Raw genomic sequence first — 21,558 nt, 5'->3', positions numbered from 1 at the left:
CTCCCTCTCTTAACGATTCACTTCTTTTTCTTTCAATACTTCAAGTTTCACAGGTTTATACCCCTGTCCATCGACCCATTCGACGTGGACGCGGAGATAACCTGTTTCATTTTTGTCTGAGACGGTCGCTACTGCTTTGTTTGGTCCTCCGCCATTACCGACCCACCAATAGATGATATTGTCTTCAGACAAGCCTACAGCATTCCTGACAGCTTGTAAAAGTTCCTGATAGTCTTTTGAGCCTTCTTCATAAGTGATCCGGTGTTCGCCGCTTAATTCCTGCTCTGTTGCTACGACAGACCAGTCTTTCGTAACGACACGCTCTACATTGGGATCTTCACTCTTTTCGATTTTCAATCCCTCTTCATCCTCAATAGGTTTCAATTCTTCGAAACCTTCTAGTGAAACTTTCTGCTTATCGCTTGGTTCTTCCTGCTCTTCTTTATTTTCATCTGCTGAATCAGACGATTGCGTTTCCTCTTCTCCAGCATCCTGGTTATTTTGGTCCTCTTCCGTTTCACTTTCTACACTTGGTGTTTCTTCAGACTTTTGAGCTTGACCTTTTTGGTCATCTCCCCCGAAGATCAATACGGAAATGAATAATACTGCCAAGACGCTTCCTGCAGGTATAAGCCAAGTCAACCATTTCGTGCTGCGCCTTTTCTTCTCAAAACGGTTCGCACGGGACTTGGATGTATGTTTTTCATTCATTTCTATTCTCCTCCTTTTGACTCGCAATATATTATACATGAAGAAAGTTCATCGACCAATCCTCCCATGGTCCTTACTCTTTTCCATAGGAATCCGTTAGGTTCTGATCTCCAGGACGTCACCTAACTTCTATAAGAATAACGTCGATTTTTATTTTGCATATAATTTGAAAACAGCACCAGGAAAGAATAAGAAATGTAACTTACATTGCAAAAAGAAAAAAGTGCCCGCAGCGAAGAAAAAAGACAGGGAGTCCCTGTCTTTTTATCATCACAATTATTTAATCGACGGTTACAATTTTTACGTCGATTTCCCCACCTGGTGTGGCCACTTTCACTTGATCGCCAACCACATGGCCAATGAGACTTTGAGCCATTGGAGAATCATTGGAAATTTTGCCTTCGAATGGATCCGCCTCAGCACTTCCGACAATCTTATAGGTTTCTTCATCGCCATCGGGAAGCTCTTGGAACGTAACGGATTTACCCAATGTCACCGTATCAGGATTTTCATTATCATTTTCAATGATAACAGCATTGCGAATCATGTTCTCTACCTGTGTGATCCGTGCTTCGACGAAAGCTTGTTCATCTTTTGCTGCGTCGTATTCAGAGTTCTCGGAAAGATCCCCGAATCCACGTGCGATTTTTATGCGTTCTACTACTTCTTTACGTCGTTCAGTTTTTAAATGATGCAATTCTTCTTCTAGCTTTTGTTTACCTTCTTCAGTCATATAATAACTTTTTTCTTCTGCCATGATCCGTAAACACTCCTTTAGTACAAGAAAGAATGAGATGTCCTTAATATAGGAAATGAGCAGTACGCCTGTACGCTCATTAACAATTTACTATACTTTACCCGAGGACATGATATTTTAGAACTGCTATTGAAAACTATGCCAGATTTCCGCTAGTATTTCAACTATTTTCTCTGCTTACTGTTTGGCCCTTTTCATACAGCACCGTTTGTATTTTCGTCGCCATCAAGTCTATGGCTACGTGGTTTTGTCCACCTTCAGGTATGATGATATCTGAATATCGCTTCGTAGGTTCTACGAATTGCAAGTGCATGGGCCGAACGACATTGATGTATTGATCAATGACCGAGTCCAATGTACGACCTCGCTCGTTAATATCACGCATCATTCTGCGGATGATCCTTACATCAGCATCCGTATCAACAAACACCTTGATATCCATCAGGTCTCGGAGACGTTCATCCTCTAATACGAGAATTCCTTCCACAATGATGACCTCTTTCGGTTCCACATGAATGGTTTCATTTGACCGGGTATGCATTTTATAGTCATAGACCGGTTTTTCTACTGTTTTTTGTTCAATCAATTGTTCTAAATGATCGATCAGGAGATCATTATCAAAAGCCAGCGGGTGGTCGTAGTTCGTTTCTAAACGTTCCTCATAAGGAAGGTGACTCTGATCTTTATAATAATAATCCTGTTCTAACATCAATAAAGTTTTATCCGTGAAGCGCCGGATGATGGAACGTGTCACACTTGTCTTTCCAGATCCAGTCCCACCCGCGACACCGATAACTACTGGTTTGTCATTCATGCTCTAGGAGCTCCTTTCATTCATATGGATAGAATCTATATGAAACCTTAATCCTGTTGTGGTCTCTTCTTCGTGATGGCTACTCCATCTCCGATTGGAATGATAGTTGTGTGATAATGAGGGTTACGAACCAGCCACTCATTAAAATCCCTGATTTTACCGGCGATTTTCGCCATTCGTGGAGTTGCGGCCTGATCATCGGCTACATAGCCTTTAAATAGCACATTATCAGAAATGATGACTCCATCTTCTGTAAGCAGAGGTGTATATAAATGAAAGAACTGTTCATACTTTCCTTTCGCAGCATCGATAAATAATACGTCAAAAGGACCACGAGATTTCACTTTGTCTACTACTTCCAGGGCATCACCATGAAGCACTGTGATCTGAGCTTCCGCTTTCCATTCCTTAATATTCCCTAATGCATCTTTATATCTTTCTTCATCTCTTTCAATCGTGGTGATCGTGCACCCTGGACATGCTTCCAACATGCGAAGGGCTGAATATCCGATCGCTGTACCGATTTCAAGAATATTATCGGGTCTTTGAATCCGGAGGAGCTGCATGAGGAAATCAATCCCCAATGGTTCCATGATAGGCACACTGTGCTCTTTCGCATAAGATTCCATATCTTTTACAGGTTTGGAAGGCTCTGAAAGCAATGATTGTAAGTAGTCTTCTTGCTTCATCAAGGTTCATCCCTTCACATAATATTTACATCAATTTTACAACCCCATTATTTTAACATAAAAAAAAGAAGGAATGCGAGTTGTTCTTCACATTCCTTCAAAAAATAAGCATTAGTTTATATGTTCTTCTTTCAATTTGTTATGTTCTTCTAATGTTTCTGCATAATGAATTTCGCCTTCACTGTCTGCAAGGAAGTATAACAGTTCATGATCAAGCGGCTCAGCTGCAGCTTGTAGAGAGTTTTTATTGAAGTTCGAAATCGGTCCGACTGGAAGACCTTCCACTTGATACGTATTATAAGGGGATTCGACCTCCAAATCATCATAGGTGACTTTCGCTTGATGGCCCTCTCCTTTAGCATAGACAACCGTTGGATCTGTCTGCAACATCATTTCTTCCTCCAACCGATTTTGGAAAACACCTGAAATTTTTTGACGGCTCTCTGCAGTCCTTGCTTCATTTTCCAAAAGAGATGCCATTGTAATCAGGTCATGGACATTTTCAATTCCCTTAAGTCCGTCTATTTGATTTTTATAAGGAAGGACGACGGATTGAGTTTGATTCAACATTTTTTTAACGAGTTGATCGATGCTTGGATCCTCGACATAGATATCATAAGTAGATGCAAATAAGTATCCTTCCAGAGGATGACGGATTTCGTCGCCCAGGATATCCTCTTTCAGTAATTCTGGATATTGTTCCATCAATTGTTTCACATATTCTTCATCGTCTACCCGTTCCATGAATTCTTCAGCCGTGAACGGCAGGTCTTCAGCAAAAATCTCGGCGATCTGCTTTAGCGTTTGACCTTCAGGAACGGTGACTCTTAAAACAGGATCTTTAACCAATTTCCCTGTCTTCAATGTTTCGATGACTTCATCGATAGTCATCGAAGAGGTGAATTGATAGTTACCAGCCTGAAATCCTGATTCGTTTTTGAACTTCGTGTAAAAACGGAAAATCATATCATCTTCTATAATCTCATTCTCCTCAAGGATTGAAGCGATTTGAGAAGTGGAAGAACCTAATGGGATCTCTACGTTTTTTTGTTTTTCATTGTCTGGATCAACAGGTTCTAAGGCAGATTTCACATAGAAATAACCTGATAATCCTCCGATAACGAGTACAAGAACTAAGACAGTAAGTATAATCGCGACAATTTTACGAACCGTACTCGCCTCTTCTATTCTCGTCTTTAATCTTTTTTTATATTGGTTTTTAAAATCAGAGTTAGACAACAGACTTCCCCCCTTCATCCGCTACATTATACTACAAAATAAATGGACCTTTCTACATATTCATGTAATTTTCTACAGGAATCACCATTTTCAAACCTGCATTTAATGGCAAAAAGACAGAAGCAGCAGTGCAAGCGTTCTTCCCCCTGTCAAGTTGAGACCGTGCAGTAGAGCATGAAAAATCCAGTGGCTGAATTTTTCACAGACAGTAAAAAAACCTGCAGCAAATAGCTGCAGGTTTTCAATATTATGTTAAATCTTCATCTGTCAAAGTATTCAGCATTTCTTCTACCATTTCCCATTCTTCGTCTGATTCGATTTGAAATAGGGCTAAATCGTCTTCTTCGTTTCCTTTCTCTTCATAACGGAAAGCGAAAACTTCGACCTCTTCCCCTTCTTTCTGCTCTGCTGGAATTACTGCGATGTAAGAATGTCCAGTTTGTTCAACGTCAAAAGTGAACAATACTTCAAATAAGTGCTCTTCCCCATTTTCATCAGGGATAATAATACGTTCTTCTTTTTCTAATGCCATGTCAGACATCCTCCTTATTGTTTCGAATCCAAATAGCTTTGCAGAATCATAACCGCTGCCATTTTATCAATTACTTTTTTTCTTTTTTTACGACTGACATCTGCATCTAGTAAGACTCTTTCAGCAGCCATCGTCGTAAGTCTCTCATCCCACAAGTGTGTTTGGAGATGAAACTCTTCTTCAATCCATGCGGCGAAATCCTGGCTGGCTTCTCCACGAGGGCCGACGGTTCCGTTCATATTCTTCGGAAAACCGACAACGGCTTCAGTCACCTCATGATCACGGATGACCTCTCTGAGCGGTTCTTTCGCTGTTTCATAATTCCGCTCATCCCACCTCAAAGTCTTGAGACCCTGGGCAGTCCAGCCAAAAGCATCTGATATGGCAATGCCGATGGTTTTTTCGCCCACATCCAATCCTATCTTCTTCATTCAATGCCCTCTTTATTCTCTTTAATATAAAATTTTACCAATTCCTCAATTAATTCATCTCGTTCAATTTTACGGATCAAATTCCTTGCATCTTGATGACGAGGAATGTAAGCAGGGTCGCCCGATAGTAAATACCCGACGATCTGGTTAATCGGGTTGTACCCTTTCTCTTGTAGGGCGGCGTGCACAGAAAGCAGTACAGATTGAACATCTTGATCAAATGGTTCCTCAGAAAAATTGAACCTCATCGTCTTATCCATTGAGCTCATTACAGTCACCTCGCACTCATTAGTATTTACTCTATTATATACCTAAATCGCCTATAGGAAAAATCAAGCGTTTTGGCTGGCATATTCTCTAGCATATTGCAATGCTTCCGGGATCTTAGAAGCATCTTTCCCACCAGCTTGGGCCATATCAGGACGACCGCCTCCGCCGCCCCCGCACCGGGTGGCTGCCTCTTTTATCAAATGACCCGCATGGTATCCTTCTTCTATTAAATCTTTCGATACTCCTGCAATCAGCTGTACTTTATTTCCGTTAGGTGCTGCTAAAAGAATGATTCCTGATTCAATTTTTTGTTTCAAATCATCAACCATGGAACGGAGTGCATTCATGTCTTTGACATCCACTTGTTTGGCGAGGAGTTTTACACCATTGATGTCTTCTACTTCATCAAGAATATTGGAAGCTTCCATATAAGAAATCTTCGCACTCAAAGAATCATTTTCCTTCTGTAAATTCTTCATTTCTTTATGCAGGACATTGATCCGATCAGGAACTTGTTCAGGTTTGGTCTTCAGCCATTCCCCTGCCTGTTTCAACAGTCGTTCTTTTTCATTCATATAAAGGTAAGCATCTTTGGCTGTCACAGCTTCAATCCTTCTTGTGCCTGCACCAATACCAGTTTCAGAGACAATCTTGAAAAGTCCGATTTCCGCTGTATTCAGAACGTGACACCCTCCGCAAAGCTCCAAGCTGTAATCTCCTACCTGGACGACCCTGACTGTATCTCCGTATTTTTCACCGAACAAAGCCATAGCTCCTTTTTCCTTTGCTTCTTCAATGGAATTATACTCAACTGCTACCGGAATCGACTGCCACACCTTTTCATTGACAATCGACTCTATTTTTTCCATTTCTTCATTTGTCACCGATCCGAAGTGGGAAAAATCAAAGCGCAATCGGTCAGGGGTAACAAGCGACCCTGCTTGATTGACATGTTCTCCTAAGACATCTTTGAGAGCCTGGTGCAATAGGTGGGTGGCTGTATGATTCTTCACGATGAAAGAACGCCCATGTTGATCCACTTCCGCTTCGACCTTTGCTCCTTTAGCTATCGTTCCCTGTCTTACCACAGCTTCATGCATGTGCTGGCCATTCGGAGCTTTCTGTACATTTGTAACTTCTACTGAAGCATCTTCAGTCTTGATATAGCCTCGATCAGCCACTTGGCCGCCGCTTTCCGCATAAAAAGGTGTCTCATCCAAGAATAAATAAACCGTGTCACCTTCATCTGCATGATCGCTGAAGTTTTTCCCTTTAATCAATTCAACAATTGTAGCTTCGATCTTTAGACGATCATATCCAATGAAGGAGCTTTCCACTTGCACATCACCAAGGACACCGTCTTGGATCTGCATGGAATCCGATTTCTGACGAGCATTACGGGCGCGTTCACGCTGCTTCTCCATTTCTAGTCGGAATCCCTCTTCATCAATCTTGAAGCCCGCTTCCCCGATATATTCTTCAGTCAGTTCTTTCGGGAAACCATAAGTATCATAAAGACGGAACACTTCCGTACCAGGGAATACATTGCTGCCTTTATTCGATTCTTCCTTCATGATAGTGGATAATATTTGCAGGCCGTCATTCAATGTTTCATGAAAACGCTCTTCCTCCGTTTGGATCACATTTTGAATGAATGCCTCTTTCTTTTTCACTTCAGGATAAAAGTCGACCATGATATTGGAAACTTCAGGAACAAGCTTATACATAAACGGTTCATCAATACCGATTTGTTTTGCGAAACGAACCGCTCTTCTCAGAAGACGTCTTAATACATATCCGCGGCCTTCATTCGAAGGCAATGCTCCGTCACTAACCGCAAATGTCACGGTTCTCATATGGTCAGCTATTACTTTGAAAGAGGAATCCCCTTTAACACTTCCCCCATACTTGTGATCAGTCATTTTCTCAGCTGCTTCGATAATCGGTTTGAACAAGTCTGTCTCGAAGTTCGTTTCCGTTTCCTGAATGACACAGACGATGCGTTCGAGCCCCATCCCTGTATCAATATTCTTCTTCGGAAGCGGTGTGTACGTATCATCTGGATTATGGTTGAACTGGGAGAAAACAAGATTCCAAATCTCGAGATACCGTTCGTTTTCCCCTCCAGGATAAAGTTCCGGATCTTGCGGATCATTTCCGAAATTTTCTCCCCGATCGTAGAAAATTTCCGTATTGGGTCCACTTGGCCCTTCGCCGATATCCCAGAAGTTTTCTTCAATTCGGATGATGCGTTCTTCATCCACACCGATTTTATCTTTCCAAATGTTGTAGGCCTCATCATCTTCAGGGTGGACAGTGACAGAAAGTTTGACCGGGTCAAAGCCGATCCAATCTTTGCTTGTCAGAAACTCCCATCCCCATTCCATCGCTTCTTCTTTAAAGTAATCCCCAATCGAAAAATTACCTAGCATTTCGAAAAATGTATGGTGACGTGCTGTGAACCCTACGTTTTCAATATCATTTGTGCGGATGGATTTTTGCGCATTCACAATCCTGGGATTTTCAGGAACTACTCGTCCATCGAAATATTTCTTTAAAGTTGCCACACCACTGTTGATCCACAGCAATGTCGGATCTTCATGTGGAACTAAAGATGCACTCGGTTCAACACTATGTCCTTTATTTTTGAAAAAATCCAGAAACATTTGGCGCACTTCTGCTGATGTCAATGTTTTCATATCATATCCTCCTTAAATTTTCCCTTCAAATAGACCGGCCTGAACGAAGATTAGATTTAAAATACCCAAGTGCCTTTGCTCATCCCCGACAAGCTTAAGACGAAACTCGCCGTGACGTTCTTTGTCACAGAGAGGGAAGTGAAGTTCGGCTAAGATTGCAACGTCCTGTTACAACGCCGAACGACCCCACCTCGTGTGGAGCCAAGACCTCGAGGGGATAGGCGCTGGAGCTGGATGACACCCTCTAGAAAAGTGATTCACAATCCATTTCCTAGACGATGAAAAAACTCCCGTCCCTGCCTGTAAAACGGCAGGGACGGGAGTTTCAGTTCCGCGGTACCACCCTGATTATAGACGTCTGGCGCCTATCATCTCAAATCGCCTGTAACGTGGCATAACTACGGCGGGTGTTAACCGCACTCCGGAATAGCGTTCAGCAATCATCATGCAGTACGTTTTTCAGCCAAGAACATACTTCTCTGATCATGGAATCATTGCCTACTCGTTTCCTTCATCATGTTTCTTCGTTCATATAGTCTTTGATATGCGTTATTATAGATAACTGTTCTTCATCTGTCAATATTCAGGCGTCCAGTACGGATTTCAGAAACAATCACTTTCAGACAAGTGAGTACAGGAACGGCTAATATCAGTCCTGCTATACCAGCTATCTCTCCTCCTGCCAGTAAAGCGAAAATAATAAACAGCGGGTGGATGTGTATGCTCTTCCCCATGATGTAAGGAGATAGGAAATTTCCTTCAATCACTTGGATGATCACTACAATCAGCAAAGTGAAAACAAGGGTTTGAATGGATACGGTTACCGCTACAATCAAGGCAGGACCTGCCCCTAACAAAGGACCGAAGTAAGGGATGATATTGGTTATCCCTGCAATCAATCCTAAGACAAGAGGGTACGGCAAATCTATAATCCAAAAGCCGATCGTGGCCAATACCCCTACAAAAAGGCTGATCAATAATTGACCACGGATATAGCCTCCCAAAGACTGATTCAACTCTTTTACGAGCCTTCTGGATTCCTCATGCCACCTTGCAGGGAGAATGCTGAGAATCATCTTCCCAATACTCTTGTAATCTTTAAGAAAGTAAAAAGTCATGACCGGAACAACGGCTAGTAAGACAATCATGTTGAAGATTCCATTAAGACCGGAAAAAATCGCCATCACTCTCGAGCTCAACCATTGTTCAAAATGAGAAAAGCGATCATCAAGCTGGTGATGAATACCATCAGGCAATCTCTCCGTCTGCGCATAGAGCTGTTTGGTCCACTCTTGATAGGACTGGAAGAGTTGCGGAAGATGTTCATTCAATAGTTTAAGTTGTTCCAATAATTTTGGATATCCCTTGTAAATTCCCAGGCTGATCAACGAAAAGAAAATCACGAAAATGAACAGAATAGCAAGTATCCTCTTAAAACCGAGAACTTCCAAACCATTCACAAGCGGATGAAGCAATAGAGATAATACAAGAGCTAATAGAAATGGCAGTAACACTCTTCCTATCATAAGCAGAACATGGTCATAATACGGAAAAAGCCATGCGAGAAGCAGAAGAGAGAGCAATGTAATGAAGAAGATGGTGAACCTGCGTAACCATTTTGTAGAACGGTCTGTCATTTAAATTCAGGACCCCTGTTGGTAGAAAATATCATTCAACGAGCTCAAGCTGCCATCTTCCTCAATTTGATTAATATTCATTTTCCCATCTTCAATGGACAGTTCTAAACAACAGTTCCAGCAATAGTATTGTTCATTTCCGATCTTTCCCAGGTTTTTATTGTTACAGTTCGGGCACCTCATGAAACATACTCCTTTTTTTACCAATTAGTATGTCCATGAGAACTGTACTCATACATTAGCTTAGTAGGTCCCGCACCCATTGGATACTTTCAGATACTTCTTTTTTGGATGGTTCTGTATGAGGTGTGTGCTCAAAAATAAAATATTTATCCGAACCAGAACCCAATAACTCCAGACATCGCTGCATTTCAAACGCTCCTTCTGTGTGTTCGAGCTTCGGATGGATCGGAACCCAAATATAGCCATTTTCTCGCAAGCGGACATTATGTAAGTGAACAACTTTAGTGAATGGAAGAAGCGGTTCTATGTAAGTTCGCCACTCTTCTCCAACAGCCATCTGATAATCTCCGATATCAATGCAAACGCTTAATCCATACTTTTCCCACAAGGATGAGGGAAACTCATGTAAGTATTGAATACCTTTGGCCGAGCGCTGGGTCCCTAATTTTGGTTCACACACTACAGGGATGCCGTAGGTTTCTTGCACATTATGTAAAAATTCAAGTCCTTCTTCAATCTGTTTGCCTGGTTCAATGGCTGTATTATTGAAATACGGAAAATGGACGAGCATATAATCAGCTCCAGCTCGAGCCAGCTCTGCTGCTTCTTCAATAAAGAGTTTTCGGGCTTTTTCAGGAGGCATCGCTACTTCTTCTATTAAATCATATTTACTATTGCCTCTTAGCAAGGGAGAATGAATCCCGAAACTTCCCCCATGTTTTTTCTTCAGTTGGAGGAAGTTTTGAAAAGCATGATCATCGGGAAATTCACCAATCTCAATATGTGAGAGCCCTTCTTGAAATAACTCTGAAAACTGATCCGGATTGGATAATATTGTGCTACCTGACATTCCTAATATGTGGGGCATTCTTATTCTCCTTTACATGAAATCATAGGGGGAAAGCTGTTCTTCCTCTTCCTCCTCAACCTCTGGCGAAGAATCTTCCTGGAGTTTCTCTTTCAATCTGGTATACCTTGAGTTTGTATCTGTTGTACCGACCCCATCCAGGAAAGCCTCCCGATCACCGCAAATAATCAAGGACTGTTTGGAACGTGTGATCGCTGTATAGAGAAGGTTTTTCCTGAGCATGCGACGGTAGCTGCGTACGACAGGTAAAATCACGATAGAGAATTCACTACCTTGAGATTTGTGGATGGAAGTGCAATAAGCGTGCATGACATTATTTAAATCTTTCTTTGGGTACACAACCTCTTTACCATCAAAATCTATCACGACTTGCTCCACATTATCGACGTTTTCTTCTTCTCGGAAAATCGCAACAATCTCACCGATATCTCCGTTGTATACTCCATCTTCTGGTTGATTGACCAATTGAATCACTTTGTCACCTTTTCTATAAGTGACATCATAGTAAGTCAGGTCTCTTTTCTGCTTATTCTTGGGGTTGATCGTCTGTTGGATATGTTGATTGAGTTTATGAATCCCTACCTCTGTGCGGTACATAGGTGCTAACACTTGCAAATCCTTCAAATCGATTCCTTTATCGACTGCTTTTTTTACTATATTAGTGACTAGTTCACTCAATTGATGTTCTTTTGCAGGAATAAAGTTGAAATCATGTTCTTTAACAAGAGATTGAGGTGAGCACACATCATTTTTAATTTCATGGGCAAGCTGGATGATTTTCGAACCTTCCTTTTGTCGATACACTTCAGTCAGCTTAATCGACGGAAGTTGTCCAGATGCCAGGAGATCTGCCAACACTTGTCCAGGTCCTACTGAAGGCAGTTGGTCTTCATCACCTACGAGCAGGACTTGCATATCCGATGGAATGGCTCGAAACAGTTGATTCGCAAGCCATATATCCACCATTGAAAATTCATCTACAATCAACACTTTACCCTCTAAAGGGTTGTTTTGGTTGCGTTCAAAAGAATCATGGCCATCCCAGCCGAGCAAGCGGTGTATTGTACTCGCAGGCAAACCTGTAGACTCGGTCATCCTTTTTGCAGCTCTCCCTGTCGGAGCGGCTAAAATAAAGGGAAAAGGTTTCTCCCCGTCATACTCTTCTGGGTCGATTGATTCTTCATTGAGTTCGGCATACGTTTGAATAATTCCTTTTATTACCGTAGTCTTTCCTGTACCGGGGCCGCCTGTCAATATCATCAGCTTTGAATGGAGAGCCTTTTCAATGGCATTGAATTGGTCCTCACCATAGCTCATCGATTCTTCCTCTTCCAGTTGTCCGATGATTTTCATCAAATCTGCTTGAGTATGCTCTACTTCGACTCCATTTTCTATAATCCGTTCGATATGGCTGCGAAATCCATTTTCTGCAAAGTAAAGAGAGGGAAGATAAAGACGGTCTTCTTCAATGTAAATAAATTTCTCTTCGCCCAGATGAATCACTTGCTCTGAAAGCTGGTCAAATGAAATGGTTGGATCCAACCCCTGATTCAACAGCTGCTCAACCTGGACAAGACATTCTTCAGTCGGCAAATATACATGTCCTGAACTCATACTTTTTTGCATAATGTAAAGACATGCCGCTCTGATTCTTGTAGGATGGTCATGGGAAAGGTTTTGCATCCTTGCCATTTCGTCTGCCCGGTGGAAACCGAAACCTTCCACATGAAAGACAAGCTGATAAGGGTCTTCTTCAATAATATTCATCGTTTGATCCTGGAAAGCCTGATATATTTTTTGAGCCAGTTTTAAACCGAATCCATACTGAGACAGGTGTATCATCACATGCTCAAAGCCTTGATGTTCTTTCAAGGATTGATAAAGATGATCCGCCTTCTCCTTCGCCAGCTTAGGTACTGTATCCAACACGTCCCTATTTTCTAAAATAAGCGAAATCGCCTGTTCACCAAGCTCATCTACGATACGTTCGGCTGTCTTCTTACCGATTCCATGAAAAAGATCACTCGATAAATACAAGACTATTCCATCTTTAGTTTCAGGAAGAACACGATTATACATGACTACTTCATATTGCAAACCGAATTTTTTATGGTTTTTGAACTCTCCATAAAAGATATAGGTTTCGCCTTCTTCCAGAGGAGAAAAATGACCTTTGACCACAAGGCTTTTCTCTTCAAACGCTTCATTTGTCTCCTTGACGTTAATAGTGGCAATAGAAAAATGCTCGGATTCATTGTGAAAAATCATCCGCCCCAATTCCCCTTTAACATAAGGACGTTCTTCATTCGATTCATCAAAGAGTGATTGTTGAGTCATGTCCATCGTTCTCCTTCATTCTACTCATTTAAGGCTTGTTCAACTTGACCTTTCGCATGAGCAGCCAACATATGATCAGGCTGGATTTCCAAAGCTTTCGTGAAATGGTCCAAGGCTTTCTTCGCTTCTTCTTGATGTAGTGCTACGACTCCCAGGTTGTAGTGGGCATCACTGTGCTGTTCTTCCAATTGTAGCACATGCTTCATCACCTTTTCAGTTTCGTTGATTTGCCCATTTTGGGCGAGACAAAGACCATATTGAAATTGAATATCTATATCCTCAGGTGCAAGTTCTGCCGCACGTAAAAGATAGGGAAGAGCTAGTTTGACGTACTCTTGATGGTTGAATGTCATTCCTAACATGAAATGCACATCTGCTTCATCCAAGCCATTCTGGATCGCAAACATGAATTGTTCTTGGGCTTTTGTATATTTTTCCTGCTCATACAAAACATTTCCTAACCCATAGTAAGCGGTGGCGGCTTTTTCATCCAATTCTATAGCGCGATTGAAAAAGCGTACGGCCCTTTCATAATCATTCATGTGTGTCAGCAAGTTCCCGAAATTGATATACCCTACCGGCTCTTTCGGGTTCTCATCAATCGCCTCTGTAAAAAGTTTTGCAGCTTCTTCATAATTGTGGTTTTGCATCTCTTCGATTCCCTGCTTCAATTTATCCATCATGGACCCCTTCCAATTACTATTAAAATTCGCGGTTTGTTAGCGTTAACCATTAAGATTAAAAAAGTCATGCCCGGGCTAAAAGGACATGACTTTTTATGATCAACCGACGTAAGTGACTGCAGCATCTTCCTTGAGTACGATATCAATTGTCGCACCACCAAGGCATACTTCCCCATCATAGAAAACTACAGCCTGGCCTGGAGTAATAGCACGTTCCTCATCATGGAACAGCACTTCCCATCGCCCATCTTCTAATGGATGGACGGTAACCCCGCTATCATCCTGACGGTAACGGAACTTCGCCGTACATTCAAATGATCCAGTCGGTGCTTCTCCCTTCGTCCAGTTCGCTTCGGAAGCGATCAGACCGTCAGAGTAGAGCGCATCATGATGAAAGCCTTGGCCGACGTATAAAACATTGTCCTCGACATTTTTTCCAACAACGAACCAAGGATCTCCTGCACCGCCTATCCCCAGCCCTTGGCGTTGACCGAGAGTGTAGTACATCAAACCATCATGCTTCCCTTTAACCTCTCCATCCAACGTCTCCATATTTCCTGGCTGCGCAGGCAGGTACTCACTTAAGAATTCCTTGAAATTGCGCTCACCGATAAAGCAGATTCCTGTTGAGTCTTTCTTCGTGGCGGTTGCTAAACCGTGTTCTTCGGCAAGCTGACGCACTTGTTTTTTCTCCAGGTGTCCTAACGGAAACATCACTTTTGCCAAAACATCCTGAGAAAGCTGGTTCAAGAAATAGGTTTGATCTTTATTATGATCGACCCCTCGCAGCATTTCATATGTGCCTTCATTTTCCCGTACTTGAGCATAATGACCAGTCGCTAAATAATCTGCTCCTAGTGACATTGCGTGATCCATGAAAGCTTTGAACTTGATTTCTTTATTACACATGACATCAGGATTAGGGGTTCTTCCTTTTTTATATTCATCAAGGAAATACGTAAACACCTTATCCCAATATTGCTTCTCGAAGTTCACCGCGTAATAAGGAATGTCTAACTGGTTACAGACACGAATCACGTCTTCGTAATCTTCCGTAGCGGTACAAACGCCATTTTCATCTGTATCATCCCAGTTTTTCATGAAAATGCCGACTACATCATAGCCTTGCTCTTTGAGTAAAAGGGCTGAGACGGATGAATCAACGCCTCCGCTCATTCCTACCACTACTCGTGTATCTTTTCGTTCTTTCATTTATTTCACCTTCCTTTATGCAGTCAATCGTTTGATGATCTGACTGACCTTTTTTGCTCCCTCGATCACATCTTCTTCATTATTCGCCAGTCCGAAACTGAAACGTATTGAATTTGTGGTCCTGGGGTGGTCGGAGCCGAACATTTCCGTCAATACATGGGAAGGCTCCACAGACCCTGCCGTACAGGCACTCCCACTGGAGGCGGCGATGCCGGACAAATCAAAGTTTGTCAGTAATGTTTCAACATTCATACCTGGAAAACTGATATTAACGATGGATTCGATTGTGTTCTTTTCTGAACCATTCACTCCGAATTCCACAGCTTCATCCTGGAGTGTTTGTAAAAACAGCCGTTTATATTGAAGGTATTTTTCTTTATAATCGGAACGCTGTTCTTCCATAACTTCAACGGCCACCTGCATTCCTTTCACAGCTGGAATGTTCTCTGTACCTGCCCGCCGTTTTCTTTCCTGTTCCCCACCATACTGAAGTGACTCCATCACTGTGCCATCTCGGACATATAGAAAACCGATTCCCTTAGGTCCATTGACTTTATGCCCTGAAACAGCCATAAGGTCGATACCTGTTCGCGTGACGTCAATCTCCATCAATCCATAGGCTTGGACGATATCCGAATGAAAATAGGCTTGATGGCCTTTAAGCAATGCAGCAATAGACTCCACAGGCTGTATCGCACCTGTCTCGTTATTTACCATCATAATGGAAACAAGGATTGTATCTTCCCTCAACTCCGCTTCCACATCTTCTGCTTTCACCATGCCTTCTTCATCCACAGAGAGGTAGGTCACTTCAAATCCTTGTGACTCTAAATATTCGACTGCATGTAATGTAGCATGATGCTCTATGGAGGTGGTAATGATATGCTTTCCATTGTGTTCGTTCGCACGGGCTGTGCCGATAACAGCTAAATTATCCGCTTCTGTTCCCCCACTTGTGAACACAATCTCTTTTTCATTCGCCCGCAGACTCTGACCGATTCGACGACGTGCCTCATCTAAAATACGTCTTGCTTTTCTCCCGAATTGATGGACACTTGAAGGGTTTCCGTATACCTCCTCCAAAACAGGGACCATTGCTTCCACTACTTTAGGGTGGACAGGTGAAGTAGCGGCATGATCCAAATAGATGGATTTCATTTTTTCACCTCCGATTTTTCAGATATAGAACATATACTCATCTTGTGTTTGATCGTCAACATGGTCTTTCAAGTCTTCCAGTGTAGTTGTATCCAATACATCTTTCACTGCGTCCCGTACCCTTTTCCATAATGCCTGTTTGGCTGGTTCTTCGTTTTCTATTCCTTCGACAGGAGTGATCGGTCCTTCTAATACACGGATGACATCACCTGCAGTAATTTCATGGGGTGCTTTGGTAAGCATATAGCCGCCGTATGCACCACGGACACTTTTGACTAAACTGGCATTTCTTAAGGGAGCGATTAACTGCTCCAAATAATGTTCGGACAATTCATTATCACGTGCAATCTGTTTTAAAGAAATCGGGCCATCGCCAAATTTCCTTGCTAACTCAATCATGATGGTCAGCCCGTAACGGCCTTTGGTAGATATTTTCATACATTTCACCTTTCATTATTAGAAACTGTAGACTATTTTTAGCCAGGGGAAGCGTGTACCCGACAAGTGTGCCTAGAAACAAGGCGATGAAGACGGTACCTATCCCTACAGGCCCCCCAAGGGAGAACCCCAGGACAGCTACAAGAATCTCTATTCCATTCCTTACTGTGGACACCTTCCACCCGGTAGCATCCGTTATTAATAACATTAAACTATCCCGAGGTCCTGCACCGATATCAGGTGCTACATAAATGCCGATTCCAAGTGCAATTACAAATGTCCCTGATATAAAAATAAACGATTGCATAACAAAGGTCTCTGGTTCTGGTAGAATCCAATTAAAAAAATCAATGAACACACCAATAAAAACCATATTCAATATTGTCCCGCTCTGCGGAATCCTTTTTTGTATAATTGCACTCACTAGAACAATCACAAGCCCAGCGATGATAGCCCATGAGCCAACAGTCAAACCAAACTTCAAAAACAATCCATAGTGAAAAACATCCCATGGTCCAATTCCGAATTCTTTCACTTGCATCGTCATGGAAATCCCAAGTCCAAGGATGACTAAGCCAATACAGAAAAAGCTCCAGCGAAGCATAACTTCACGCTTTTTCCTACTATTTAAGCGCATAGACATCCTCCTCTCTCTATTATACCAAACGCTATTATAGCATGAATGGCAAGTCTCTTGCATTTTCACATAAATCATTCTACGCTTACATTCATAACGTTCTAAAGGAGACTGAACAATGAACCAACAACCACTCGCATTTCGTATGCGTCCATCCAATATAGATGAAATAATCGGTCAATCCCATTTGGTAGCTGAAGGAAAGACGATCCATCGTATGATCAAAGCGGAAAGATTAGCTTCGATGATTCTTTTCGGCCCTCCTGGAACAGGCAAAACATCGATGGCAACTGCCCTGGCAAAAAGTCTGCAGATTCCTCACAAAACACTGAACGCTGTGACTGATAAAAAGAAAGATATGGAAATAGCTGTAGAGGAAGCGAAAATGCATGGACAGCTTGTTTTGATTCTTGATGAGGTTCATCGTCTGGATAAAGCGAAACAAGATTTTCTCCTCCCACACCTGGAAAGCAACCGCTTGACATTGATTGGCTGCACCACAAGCAATCCTTACCATTCCATTAACCCTGCGATTCGCAGCCGTTGCCACTTGTTCGAACTTTACCGCCTGACCCAAGAGGAGATTCGAGAAGCTTTACAACGGGCTTTACGAAATAAAACAAATGGCCTCGGAAATATAGAGATTGAAATGACCGAAGATGCTTTTGAACATTTCGCTCAATCCGCAAATGGGGATTTACGCGCTGCTTTAAATGGGGTAGAACTTGCCGCTTATTCTACACCCGAAAATAAGAATGGACTTGTTTACATCACATTAGAAGTTGCTGAAGAATGTATGCAAAAGAAGAGCTTCTCCCATGATAAAGATGGAGATGCACATTACGATGTCTTGTCAGCATTTCAAAAATCCATCCGCGGAAGCGATGTAGATGCTTCTCTACACTATTTGGGGAGACTGATTGAAGCTGGGGATCTCGACAGTATTGCAAGGAGATTAGTAGTAATTGCATATGAAGACATCGGCCTAGCTAACCCCCAAGCAGGACCAAGAGCTTTGGCAGCAGTAGAAGCAGCCGAGAGAATCGGCTTCCCTGAAGCTCGTATTCCCTTGTCCGTGGCTGTGAGCGAACTTGCACTGTCTCCAAAGTCAAACAGTGCCTATAAAGCACTGGATGCAGCATTATCTGATATAAGAAATGGAAAGAGCGGTGAAGTTCCTGCCCACCTAAAAGACTCTCATTATAAAGGAGCAGAAACGCTTGGCCGTGGACTAGAATATAAATACCCTCATAATTATTATAATAGTTGGGTGGATCAGCAATATCTCCCGTCCAGTATAAAGAACCGACAGTATTACGAGCCAAAACGAACAGGTAAATTTGAACAAGCGTTAGAACAGGTTCATAGTAAAATCAAAAAACAAAAATCTACTTGAGTATATTTCAATGCCTACTTGGCTACACTACTACTAAATCTGACAAACTATTATCTTTCAAAATTAAATAGGAGTGGTGAATATGCCTAAAGTAAGGCAAGATGCATGGTCTCATGAAGATGATTTATTGCTGGCTGAAACAGTGCTTAGGCACATCCGTGAAGGCAGCACACAATTGTTGGCGTTTGAGGAAGTCGGTGATATTCTTAACAGGACTTCAGCAGCGTGTGGTTTTCGCTGGAATGCAGAAGTTCGTCAAAAGTATGAACAAGCTGTAGAACTCGCGAAGAAACAGCGTAAAGAGAAAAAACGGAATGAAGCAAAACAGCAGCCCCTTTTGCAACGACAGCACAAGCCAGTTGTTTATCAGGCCGAAAAACAAGAAGAAGACATTTTATTACCTGAACCGAGTAAGACACCTGTCATACAGCAGGAAGAAACAGGTCATTCGGGGCTTCAGTTAGAAGATGTCATTGAATTTTTAACTTCCTTACAACAGGAAACGACAGCTTCTGGGAACATCCGACACCAGTTTTCCCAATTAGAGCTGCAGAACCAGGAATTACTGGAACAAAATAAATATTTGAACAGCCAATTAGAGTCGATGACAGAAGACTACCAAGCTCTCATCCATATTATGGATCGGGCCAGAAAAATGGTGATGTTCGACGAGCAGGACCAAAATTATAAACCACAGTTTCGCATGGAAAAGAATGGAAACCTGGAAAACGTCGCTCGATAAACAACATTCATACAAAACGAAAGGAGTTTCCCATTTAACGGAAAACTCCTTTCGTTTATTTATGTAAAAAGCTTAAATTAAAAAACCAATCCCAATTGTGCCGTCGTATCATGAGTTTTGAACCCGCTCCAGGCAGGTGGGTGCCCTGTTCCACACTTCTTGCGTCCTCCCATCAGTGATGGTTAAGAGGCGTGCATTCCGTGTGGAAACCCAGGCTCCCGTTTCAAAAATGTTCGGTCAAAACGTACATTCGAACAACGTACACATCAGGATTGGCTTCTTTAATTTTGTAAGGTAATCATAGCATATAAAAATAAGCTTATCAAGAAGTAAACACCAGTTTTAAATATCTGATCCAGACTGCTCAGCTAACTTCAACTGCAGATGAAGTTCATCCAATTGAGCTTTATCTACCGGCCCTGGGGCATTCGTCATCGGGTCGGCTGCTGAAGCTGTTTTAGGGAAAAGAATTGTATCGCGTAAATTCGTACGTCCAGCCAGCAGCATAACTAAACGATCTAATCCGAAAGCTATTCCACCATGTGGTGGAGTACCATAATCAAGTGCTTCCAGTAAGAACCCGAACTGTTCATTCGCCTCTTCCTGACTAAAGCCGAGCACTTCAAACATTTCTTGTTGAATTTCCTTTTGGTGGATACGAAGAGACCCTCCACCTAATTCATATCCGTTAAGCACAATATCATAGGCTTCAGCGTGCACATCTTCAGGGTTCCGCTTCAACTGCTTTATGTCTCCACCTTCAGGCATTGTGAAAGGATGGTGAGCCGCGTGGTAGCGTCCCTCTTCCTCATCGTACTCGAATAATGGCCAATCTGTAACCCAAAGGAAGTTGAACTGTGATTCATCTATCAAATTCAATCTTCTTCCTAACTTCAGGCGCAGTGCTCCTAAACTATCCTGGACAACCGAAGTTTTATCAGCAACAAAAAGGAGTAAATCCCCCTCTTCAGCAGACAACTTTCCTTTCAAAGCTGCCGTTTCTTCTTCTGAGAAGAATTTGGCGATCGGACCATTGAATTCACCATCTTTTACTTTTAACCAAGCTAGACCTTTCGCTCCATATACTTTCACATCTTCCGTCATTTTATCAATGTCTTTACGGGAAAAATCATCCGATTTTCCTTGAACATTGATGGCACTCACTTGCCCGCCGGAAGATACGGCCCCACTGAATACTTTGAACCCAGAATCCTTTACATCCTCAGATATATTCACCAACTCAAGACCAAAGCGGGTGTCCGGTTTGTCAGAACCGAACCTCTCCATAGCTTCTTCATATGGCATGCGTAGGAAAGGAGTTTCAATTTCCAGTCCTTTAACTTCTTTCATCACTCGTTTCATCATCCGCTCTGTCAATGTCATGATCTCATCTTTAGACAGAAAAGAAGTTTCGATATCAACCTGAGTGAATTCTGGTTGGCGGTCTGCACGTAAATCTTCATCTCTGAAACAGCGGGCGATTTGATAATATTTTTCAAACCCGGACATCATCAAAAGCTGTTTGAAAAGCTGCGGAGATTGAGGAAGAGCATAAAACTCTCCTTCATGTACACGGCTAGGCACCAAGTAATCCCTTGCGCCCTCCGGTGTACTCTTCGTTAACATCGGTGTTTCCATATCAAGGAATTCTTCCTCATTCAAGAAGTTTCGGATCGACTGCGTCGTCTGATGACGAAGTTTGAAAGTTTCCTGCATCTCTTTGCGTCTCAAGTCCAGGTAGCGATATTTCAAACGAAGGTCCTCGGAAACCTCTGATTGTTCTTCAATCATGAACGGTGGCGTTTTCGCTTTATTAAGAATTGTCAAACCATGTGCTGCGACTTCCACATCCCCTGTACCCAAGTTTGAATTCACTGTTTGAGGGTCACGGGCTACTACTACCCCTTTTACTTCCAATACATATTCACTCCGAACATTCTCTGCTGTCTGCAAAGCTTCACCAGATGTTTCTGGATTGAATACAACCTGGACTAATCCGGAACGATCTCTCAGATCAATGAAAATCAATCCACCTAAGTCGCGCCGTTTTTGCACCCATCCTTTGAGGGTGACTTCCTGATCCAAATGTTCTCTTCGTAATGTTCCACAGTTGAGTCGTTCCATA

21 protein-coding genes, 1 other RNA gene and 1 other annotated feature are annotated in these 21,558 nt (G+C 42.3%); of the genes, 2 read left to right on the top strand and 20 right to left on the bottom strand.

What is annotated here, in order from left to right; all coding sequences use genetic code 11:
* Positions 1-9 precede the first annotated feature (9 nt).
* From HLI_RS18495 to HLI_RS18415, 18 genes are all read right to left on the bottom strand, one after another.
* Entirely contained in the window at positions 10-711 is a 702-nt protein-coding gene (locus tag HLI_RS18495; protein WP_164908602.1) for a YrrS family protein, read from the bottom strand.
* A gap of 280 nt (positions 712-991) precedes the next feature.
* Positions 992-1,468 (bottom strand): transcription elongation factor GreA, encoded by a 477-nt coding sequence (gene greA / locus HLI_RS18490; RefSeq protein ID WP_128526379.1) that lies wholly within the window; start codon positions 1,466-1,468, stop codon positions 992-994.
* A 160-nt stretch (positions 1,469-1,628) separates the two neighbouring features.
* Entirely contained in the window at positions 1,629-2,282 is a 654-nt protein-coding gene (udk, locus tag HLI_RS18485) for a uridine kinase (protein WP_128526378.1), read from the bottom strand.
* Positions 2,283-2,329: 47 nt separating this feature from the next.
* Positions 2,330-2,971, bottom strand: coding sequence for an O-methyltransferase (locus HLI_RS18480; protein WP_128526377.1), 642 nt, complete (start codon positions 2,969-2,971; stop codon positions 2,330-2,332).
* Between the two features lie 111 nt (positions 2,972-3,082).
* Entirely contained in the window at positions 3,083-4,210 is a 1,128-nt protein-coding gene (gene mltG, locus HLI_RS18475; RefSeq protein ID WP_206659624.1) for an endolytic transglycosylase MltG, read from the bottom strand.
* A 247-nt stretch (positions 4,211-4,457) separates the two neighbouring features.
* Positions 4,458-4,742 carry a DUF1292 domain-containing protein gene (locus HLI_RS18470; RefSeq protein ID WP_128526375.1) on the bottom strand — a complete coding sequence of 95 codons (285 nt, stop codon included), beginning with the start codon at positions 4,740-4,742 and terminating at the stop codon, positions 4,458-4,460.
* Between the two features lie 14 nt (positions 4,743-4,756).
* Positions 4,757-5,173 (bottom strand): Holliday junction resolvase RuvX, encoded by a 417-nt coding sequence (ruvX, locus tag HLI_RS18465; RefSeq protein ID WP_128526374.1) that lies wholly within the window; start codon positions 5,171-5,173, stop codon positions 4,757-4,759.
* On the bottom strand, positions 5,170-5,442 hold the full coding sequence (locus HLI_RS18460; protein ID WP_128526373.1) for an IreB family regulatory phosphoprotein: 273 nt from the start codon (positions 5,440-5,442) through the stop codon (positions 5,170-5,172). Before HLI_RS18460 ends, ruvX begins: the two co-directional genes overlap by 4 nt.
* Before the next feature lie 63 nt (positions 5,443-5,505).
* Positions 5,506-8,142, bottom strand: coding sequence for an alanine--tRNA ligase (gene alaS, locus HLI_RS18455; protein ID WP_128526372.1), 2,637 nt, complete (start codon positions 8,140-8,142; stop codon positions 5,506-5,508).
* 309 nt (positions 8,143-8,451) lie between these two features.
* Positions 8,452-8,666 (bottom strand) — a binding site (T-box leader).
* Positions 8,667-8,711: 45 nt separating this feature from the next.
* Entirely contained in the window at positions 8,712-9,779 is a 1,068-nt protein-coding gene (locus tag HLI_RS18450; RefSeq protein WP_128526371.1) for an AI-2E family transporter, read from the bottom strand.
* 6 nt (positions 9,780-9,785) lie between these two features.
* Complete coding sequence (locus HLI_RS21800) at positions 9,786-9,962, bottom strand: hypothetical protein (protein ID WP_164908601.1); 177 nt, start codon at positions 9,960-9,962, stop codon at positions 9,786-9,788.
* A 55-nt stretch (positions 9,963-10,017) separates the two neighbouring features.
* Positions 10,018-10,830, bottom strand: coding sequence for a TIM barrel protein (locus HLI_RS18445; RefSeq protein WP_128526370.1), 813 nt, complete (start codon positions 10,828-10,830; stop codon positions 10,018-10,020).
* Positions 10,831-10,842: 12 nt separating this feature from the next.
* Positions 10,843-13,167: an SF1B family DNA helicase RecD2 gene (gene recD2 / locus HLI_RS18440; protein ID WP_128526369.1), complete on the bottom strand. Its 2,325-nt coding sequence runs from the start codon at positions 13,165-13,167 to the stop codon at positions 10,843-10,845.
* 20 nt (positions 13,168-13,187) lie between these two features.
* Positions 13,188-13,847, bottom strand: coding sequence for a tetratricopeptide repeat protein (locus HLI_RS18435; RefSeq protein WP_128526368.1), 660 nt, complete (start codon positions 13,845-13,847; stop codon positions 13,188-13,190).
* A gap of 102 nt (positions 13,848-13,949) precedes the next feature.
* Positions 13,950-15,062: a tRNA 2-thiouridine(34) synthase MnmA gene (mnmA, locus tag HLI_RS18430; RefSeq protein WP_128526367.1), complete on the bottom strand. Its 1,113-nt coding sequence runs from the start codon at positions 15,060-15,062 to the stop codon at positions 13,950-13,952.
* A 15-nt stretch (positions 15,063-15,077) separates the two neighbouring features.
* Entirely contained in the window at positions 15,078-16,220 is a 1,143-nt protein-coding gene (locus tag HLI_RS18425; protein ID WP_128526366.1) for a cysteine desulfurase family protein, read from the bottom strand.
* A gap of 18 nt (positions 16,221-16,238) precedes the next feature.
* The gene (gene cymR / locus HLI_RS18420; protein ID WP_128526365.1) at positions 16,239-16,658 is read right to left on the bottom strand and encodes a cysteine metabolism transcriptional regulator CymR; all 420 of its coding nucleotides are present in this window, start codon (positions 16,656-16,658) and stop codon (positions 16,239-16,241) included.
* Complete coding sequence (locus HLI_RS18415) at positions 16,612-17,295, bottom strand: YczE/YyaS/YitT family protein (protein WP_128526364.1); 684 nt, start codon at positions 17,293-17,295, stop codon at positions 16,612-16,614. Before HLI_RS18415 ends, cymR begins: the two co-directional genes overlap by 47 nt.
* 118 nt (positions 17,296-17,413) lie before the next feature.
* Between HLI_RS18415 and HLI_RS18410 the strand changes: the two genes are divergently transcribed.
* Both HLI_RS18410 and HLI_RS18405 read left to right on the top strand, forming a co-directional pair.
* Positions 17,414-18,691, top strand: coding sequence for a replication-associated recombination protein A (locus HLI_RS18410; protein WP_128526363.1), 1,278 nt, complete (start codon positions 17,414-17,416; stop codon positions 18,689-18,691).
* An 82-nt stretch (positions 18,692-18,773) separates the two neighbouring features.
* Positions 18,774-19,433, top strand: coding sequence for an RsfA family transcriptional regulator (locus HLI_RS18405; RefSeq protein WP_128526362.1), 660 nt, complete (start codon positions 18,774-18,776; stop codon positions 19,431-19,433).
* A gap of 84 nt (positions 19,434-19,517) precedes the next feature.
* Here HLI_RS18405 and ssrS read toward each other — a convergent pair.
* A non-coding RNA gene (gene ssrS, locus HLI_RS18400) (6S RNA) lies at positions 19,518-19,709 on the bottom strand.
* Between the two features lie 66 nt (positions 19,710-19,775).
* Complete coding sequence (gene aspS / locus HLI_RS18395) at positions 19,776-21,557, bottom strand: aspartate--tRNA ligase (protein ID WP_128526361.1); 1,782 nt, start codon at positions 21,555-21,557, stop codon at positions 19,776-19,778.
* Position 21,558 lies beyond the last annotated feature (1 nt).

The organism is Halobacillus litoralis, from assembly GCF_004101865.1.
Taxonomy (GTDB): Bacteria; Bacillota; Bacilli; order Bacillales; family Halobacillaceae; genus Halobacillus; species Halobacillus litoralis_A.
Note: the sequence above shows the minus strand (reverse complement) of the source record. Positions and strands in the feature narration are given on the sequence as shown.

Bases quoted from the DNA above. Each gene is read 5' to 3' on its own strand.
- HLI_RS18405 (WP_128526362.1), top strand. From the start codon at position 18,774: ATGCCTAAAGTAAGGCAAGATGCATGGTCTCATGAAGATGATTTATTG.
- HLI_RS18410 (WP_128526363.1), top strand. From the start codon at position 17,414: ATGAACCAACAACCACTCGCATTTCGTATGCGTCCATCCAATATAGAT.
- alaS (WP_128526372.1), bottom strand. From the start codon at position 8,142: ATGAAAACATTGACATCAGCAGAAGTGCGCCAAATGTTTCTGGATTTT.
- ruvX (WP_128526374.1), bottom strand. From the start codon at position 5,173: ATGAAGAAGATAGGATTGGATGTGGGCGAAAAAACCATCGGCATTGCC.
- HLI_RS18450 (WP_128526371.1), bottom strand. From the start codon at position 9,779: ATGACAGACCGTTCTACAAAATGGTTACGCAGGTTCACCATCTTCTTC.
- HLI_RS18480 (WP_128526377.1), bottom strand. From the start codon at position 2,971: ATGAAGCAAGAAGACTACTTACAATCATTGCTTTCAGAGCCTTCCAAA.
- HLI_RS18460 (WP_128526373.1), bottom strand. From the start codon at position 5,442: ATGAGCTCAATGGATAAGACGATGAGGTTCAATTTTTCTGAGGAACCA.
- HLI_RS18445 (WP_128526370.1), bottom strand. From the start codon at position 10,830: ATGCCCCACATATTAGGAATGTCAGGTAGCACAATATTATCCAATCCG.
- HLI_RS18435 (WP_128526368.1), bottom strand. From the start codon at position 13,847: ATGGATAAATTGAAGCAGGGAATCGAAGAGATGCAAAACCACAATTAT.
- HLI_RS18415 (WP_128526364.1), bottom strand. From the start codon at position 17,295: ATGCGCTTAAATAGTAGGAAAAAGCGTGAAGTTATGCTTCGCTGGAGC.
- udk (WP_128526378.1), bottom strand. From the start codon at position 2,282: ATGAATGACAAACCAGTAGTTATCGGTGTCGCGGGTGGGACTGGATCT.
- HLI_RS18425 (WP_128526366.1), bottom strand. From the start codon at position 16,220: ATGAAATCCATCTATTTGGATCATGCCGCTACTTCACCTGTCCACCCT.
- aspS (WP_128526361.1), bottom strand. From the start codon at position 21,557: ATGGAACGACTCAACTGTGGAACATTACGAAGAGAACATTTGGATCAG.
- HLI_RS18495 (WP_164908602.1), bottom strand. From the start codon at position 711: ATGAATGAAAAACATACATCCAAGTCCCGTGCGAACCGTTTTGAGAAG.
- HLI_RS21800 (WP_164908601.1), bottom strand. From the start codon at position 9,962: ATGAGGTGCCCGAACTGTAACAATAAAAACCTGGGAAAGATCGGAAAT.
- HLI_RS18470 (WP_128526375.1), bottom strand. From the start codon at position 4,742: ATGGCATTAGAAAAAGAAGAACGTATTATTATCCCTGATGAAAATGGG.
- cymR (WP_128526365.1), bottom strand. From the start codon at position 16,658: ATGAAAATATCTACCAAAGGCCGTTACGGGCTGACCATCATGATTGAG.
- recD2 (WP_128526369.1), bottom strand. From the start codon at position 13,167: ATGACTCAACAATCACTCTTTGATGAATCGAATGAAGAACGTCCTTAT.
- mnmA (WP_128526367.1), bottom strand. From the start codon at position 15,062: ATGAAAGAACGAAAAGATACACGAGTAGTGGTAGGAATGAGCGGAGGC.
- greA (WP_128526379.1), bottom strand. From the start codon at position 1,468: ATGGCAGAAGAAAAAAGTTATTATATGACTGAAGAAGGTAAACAAAAG.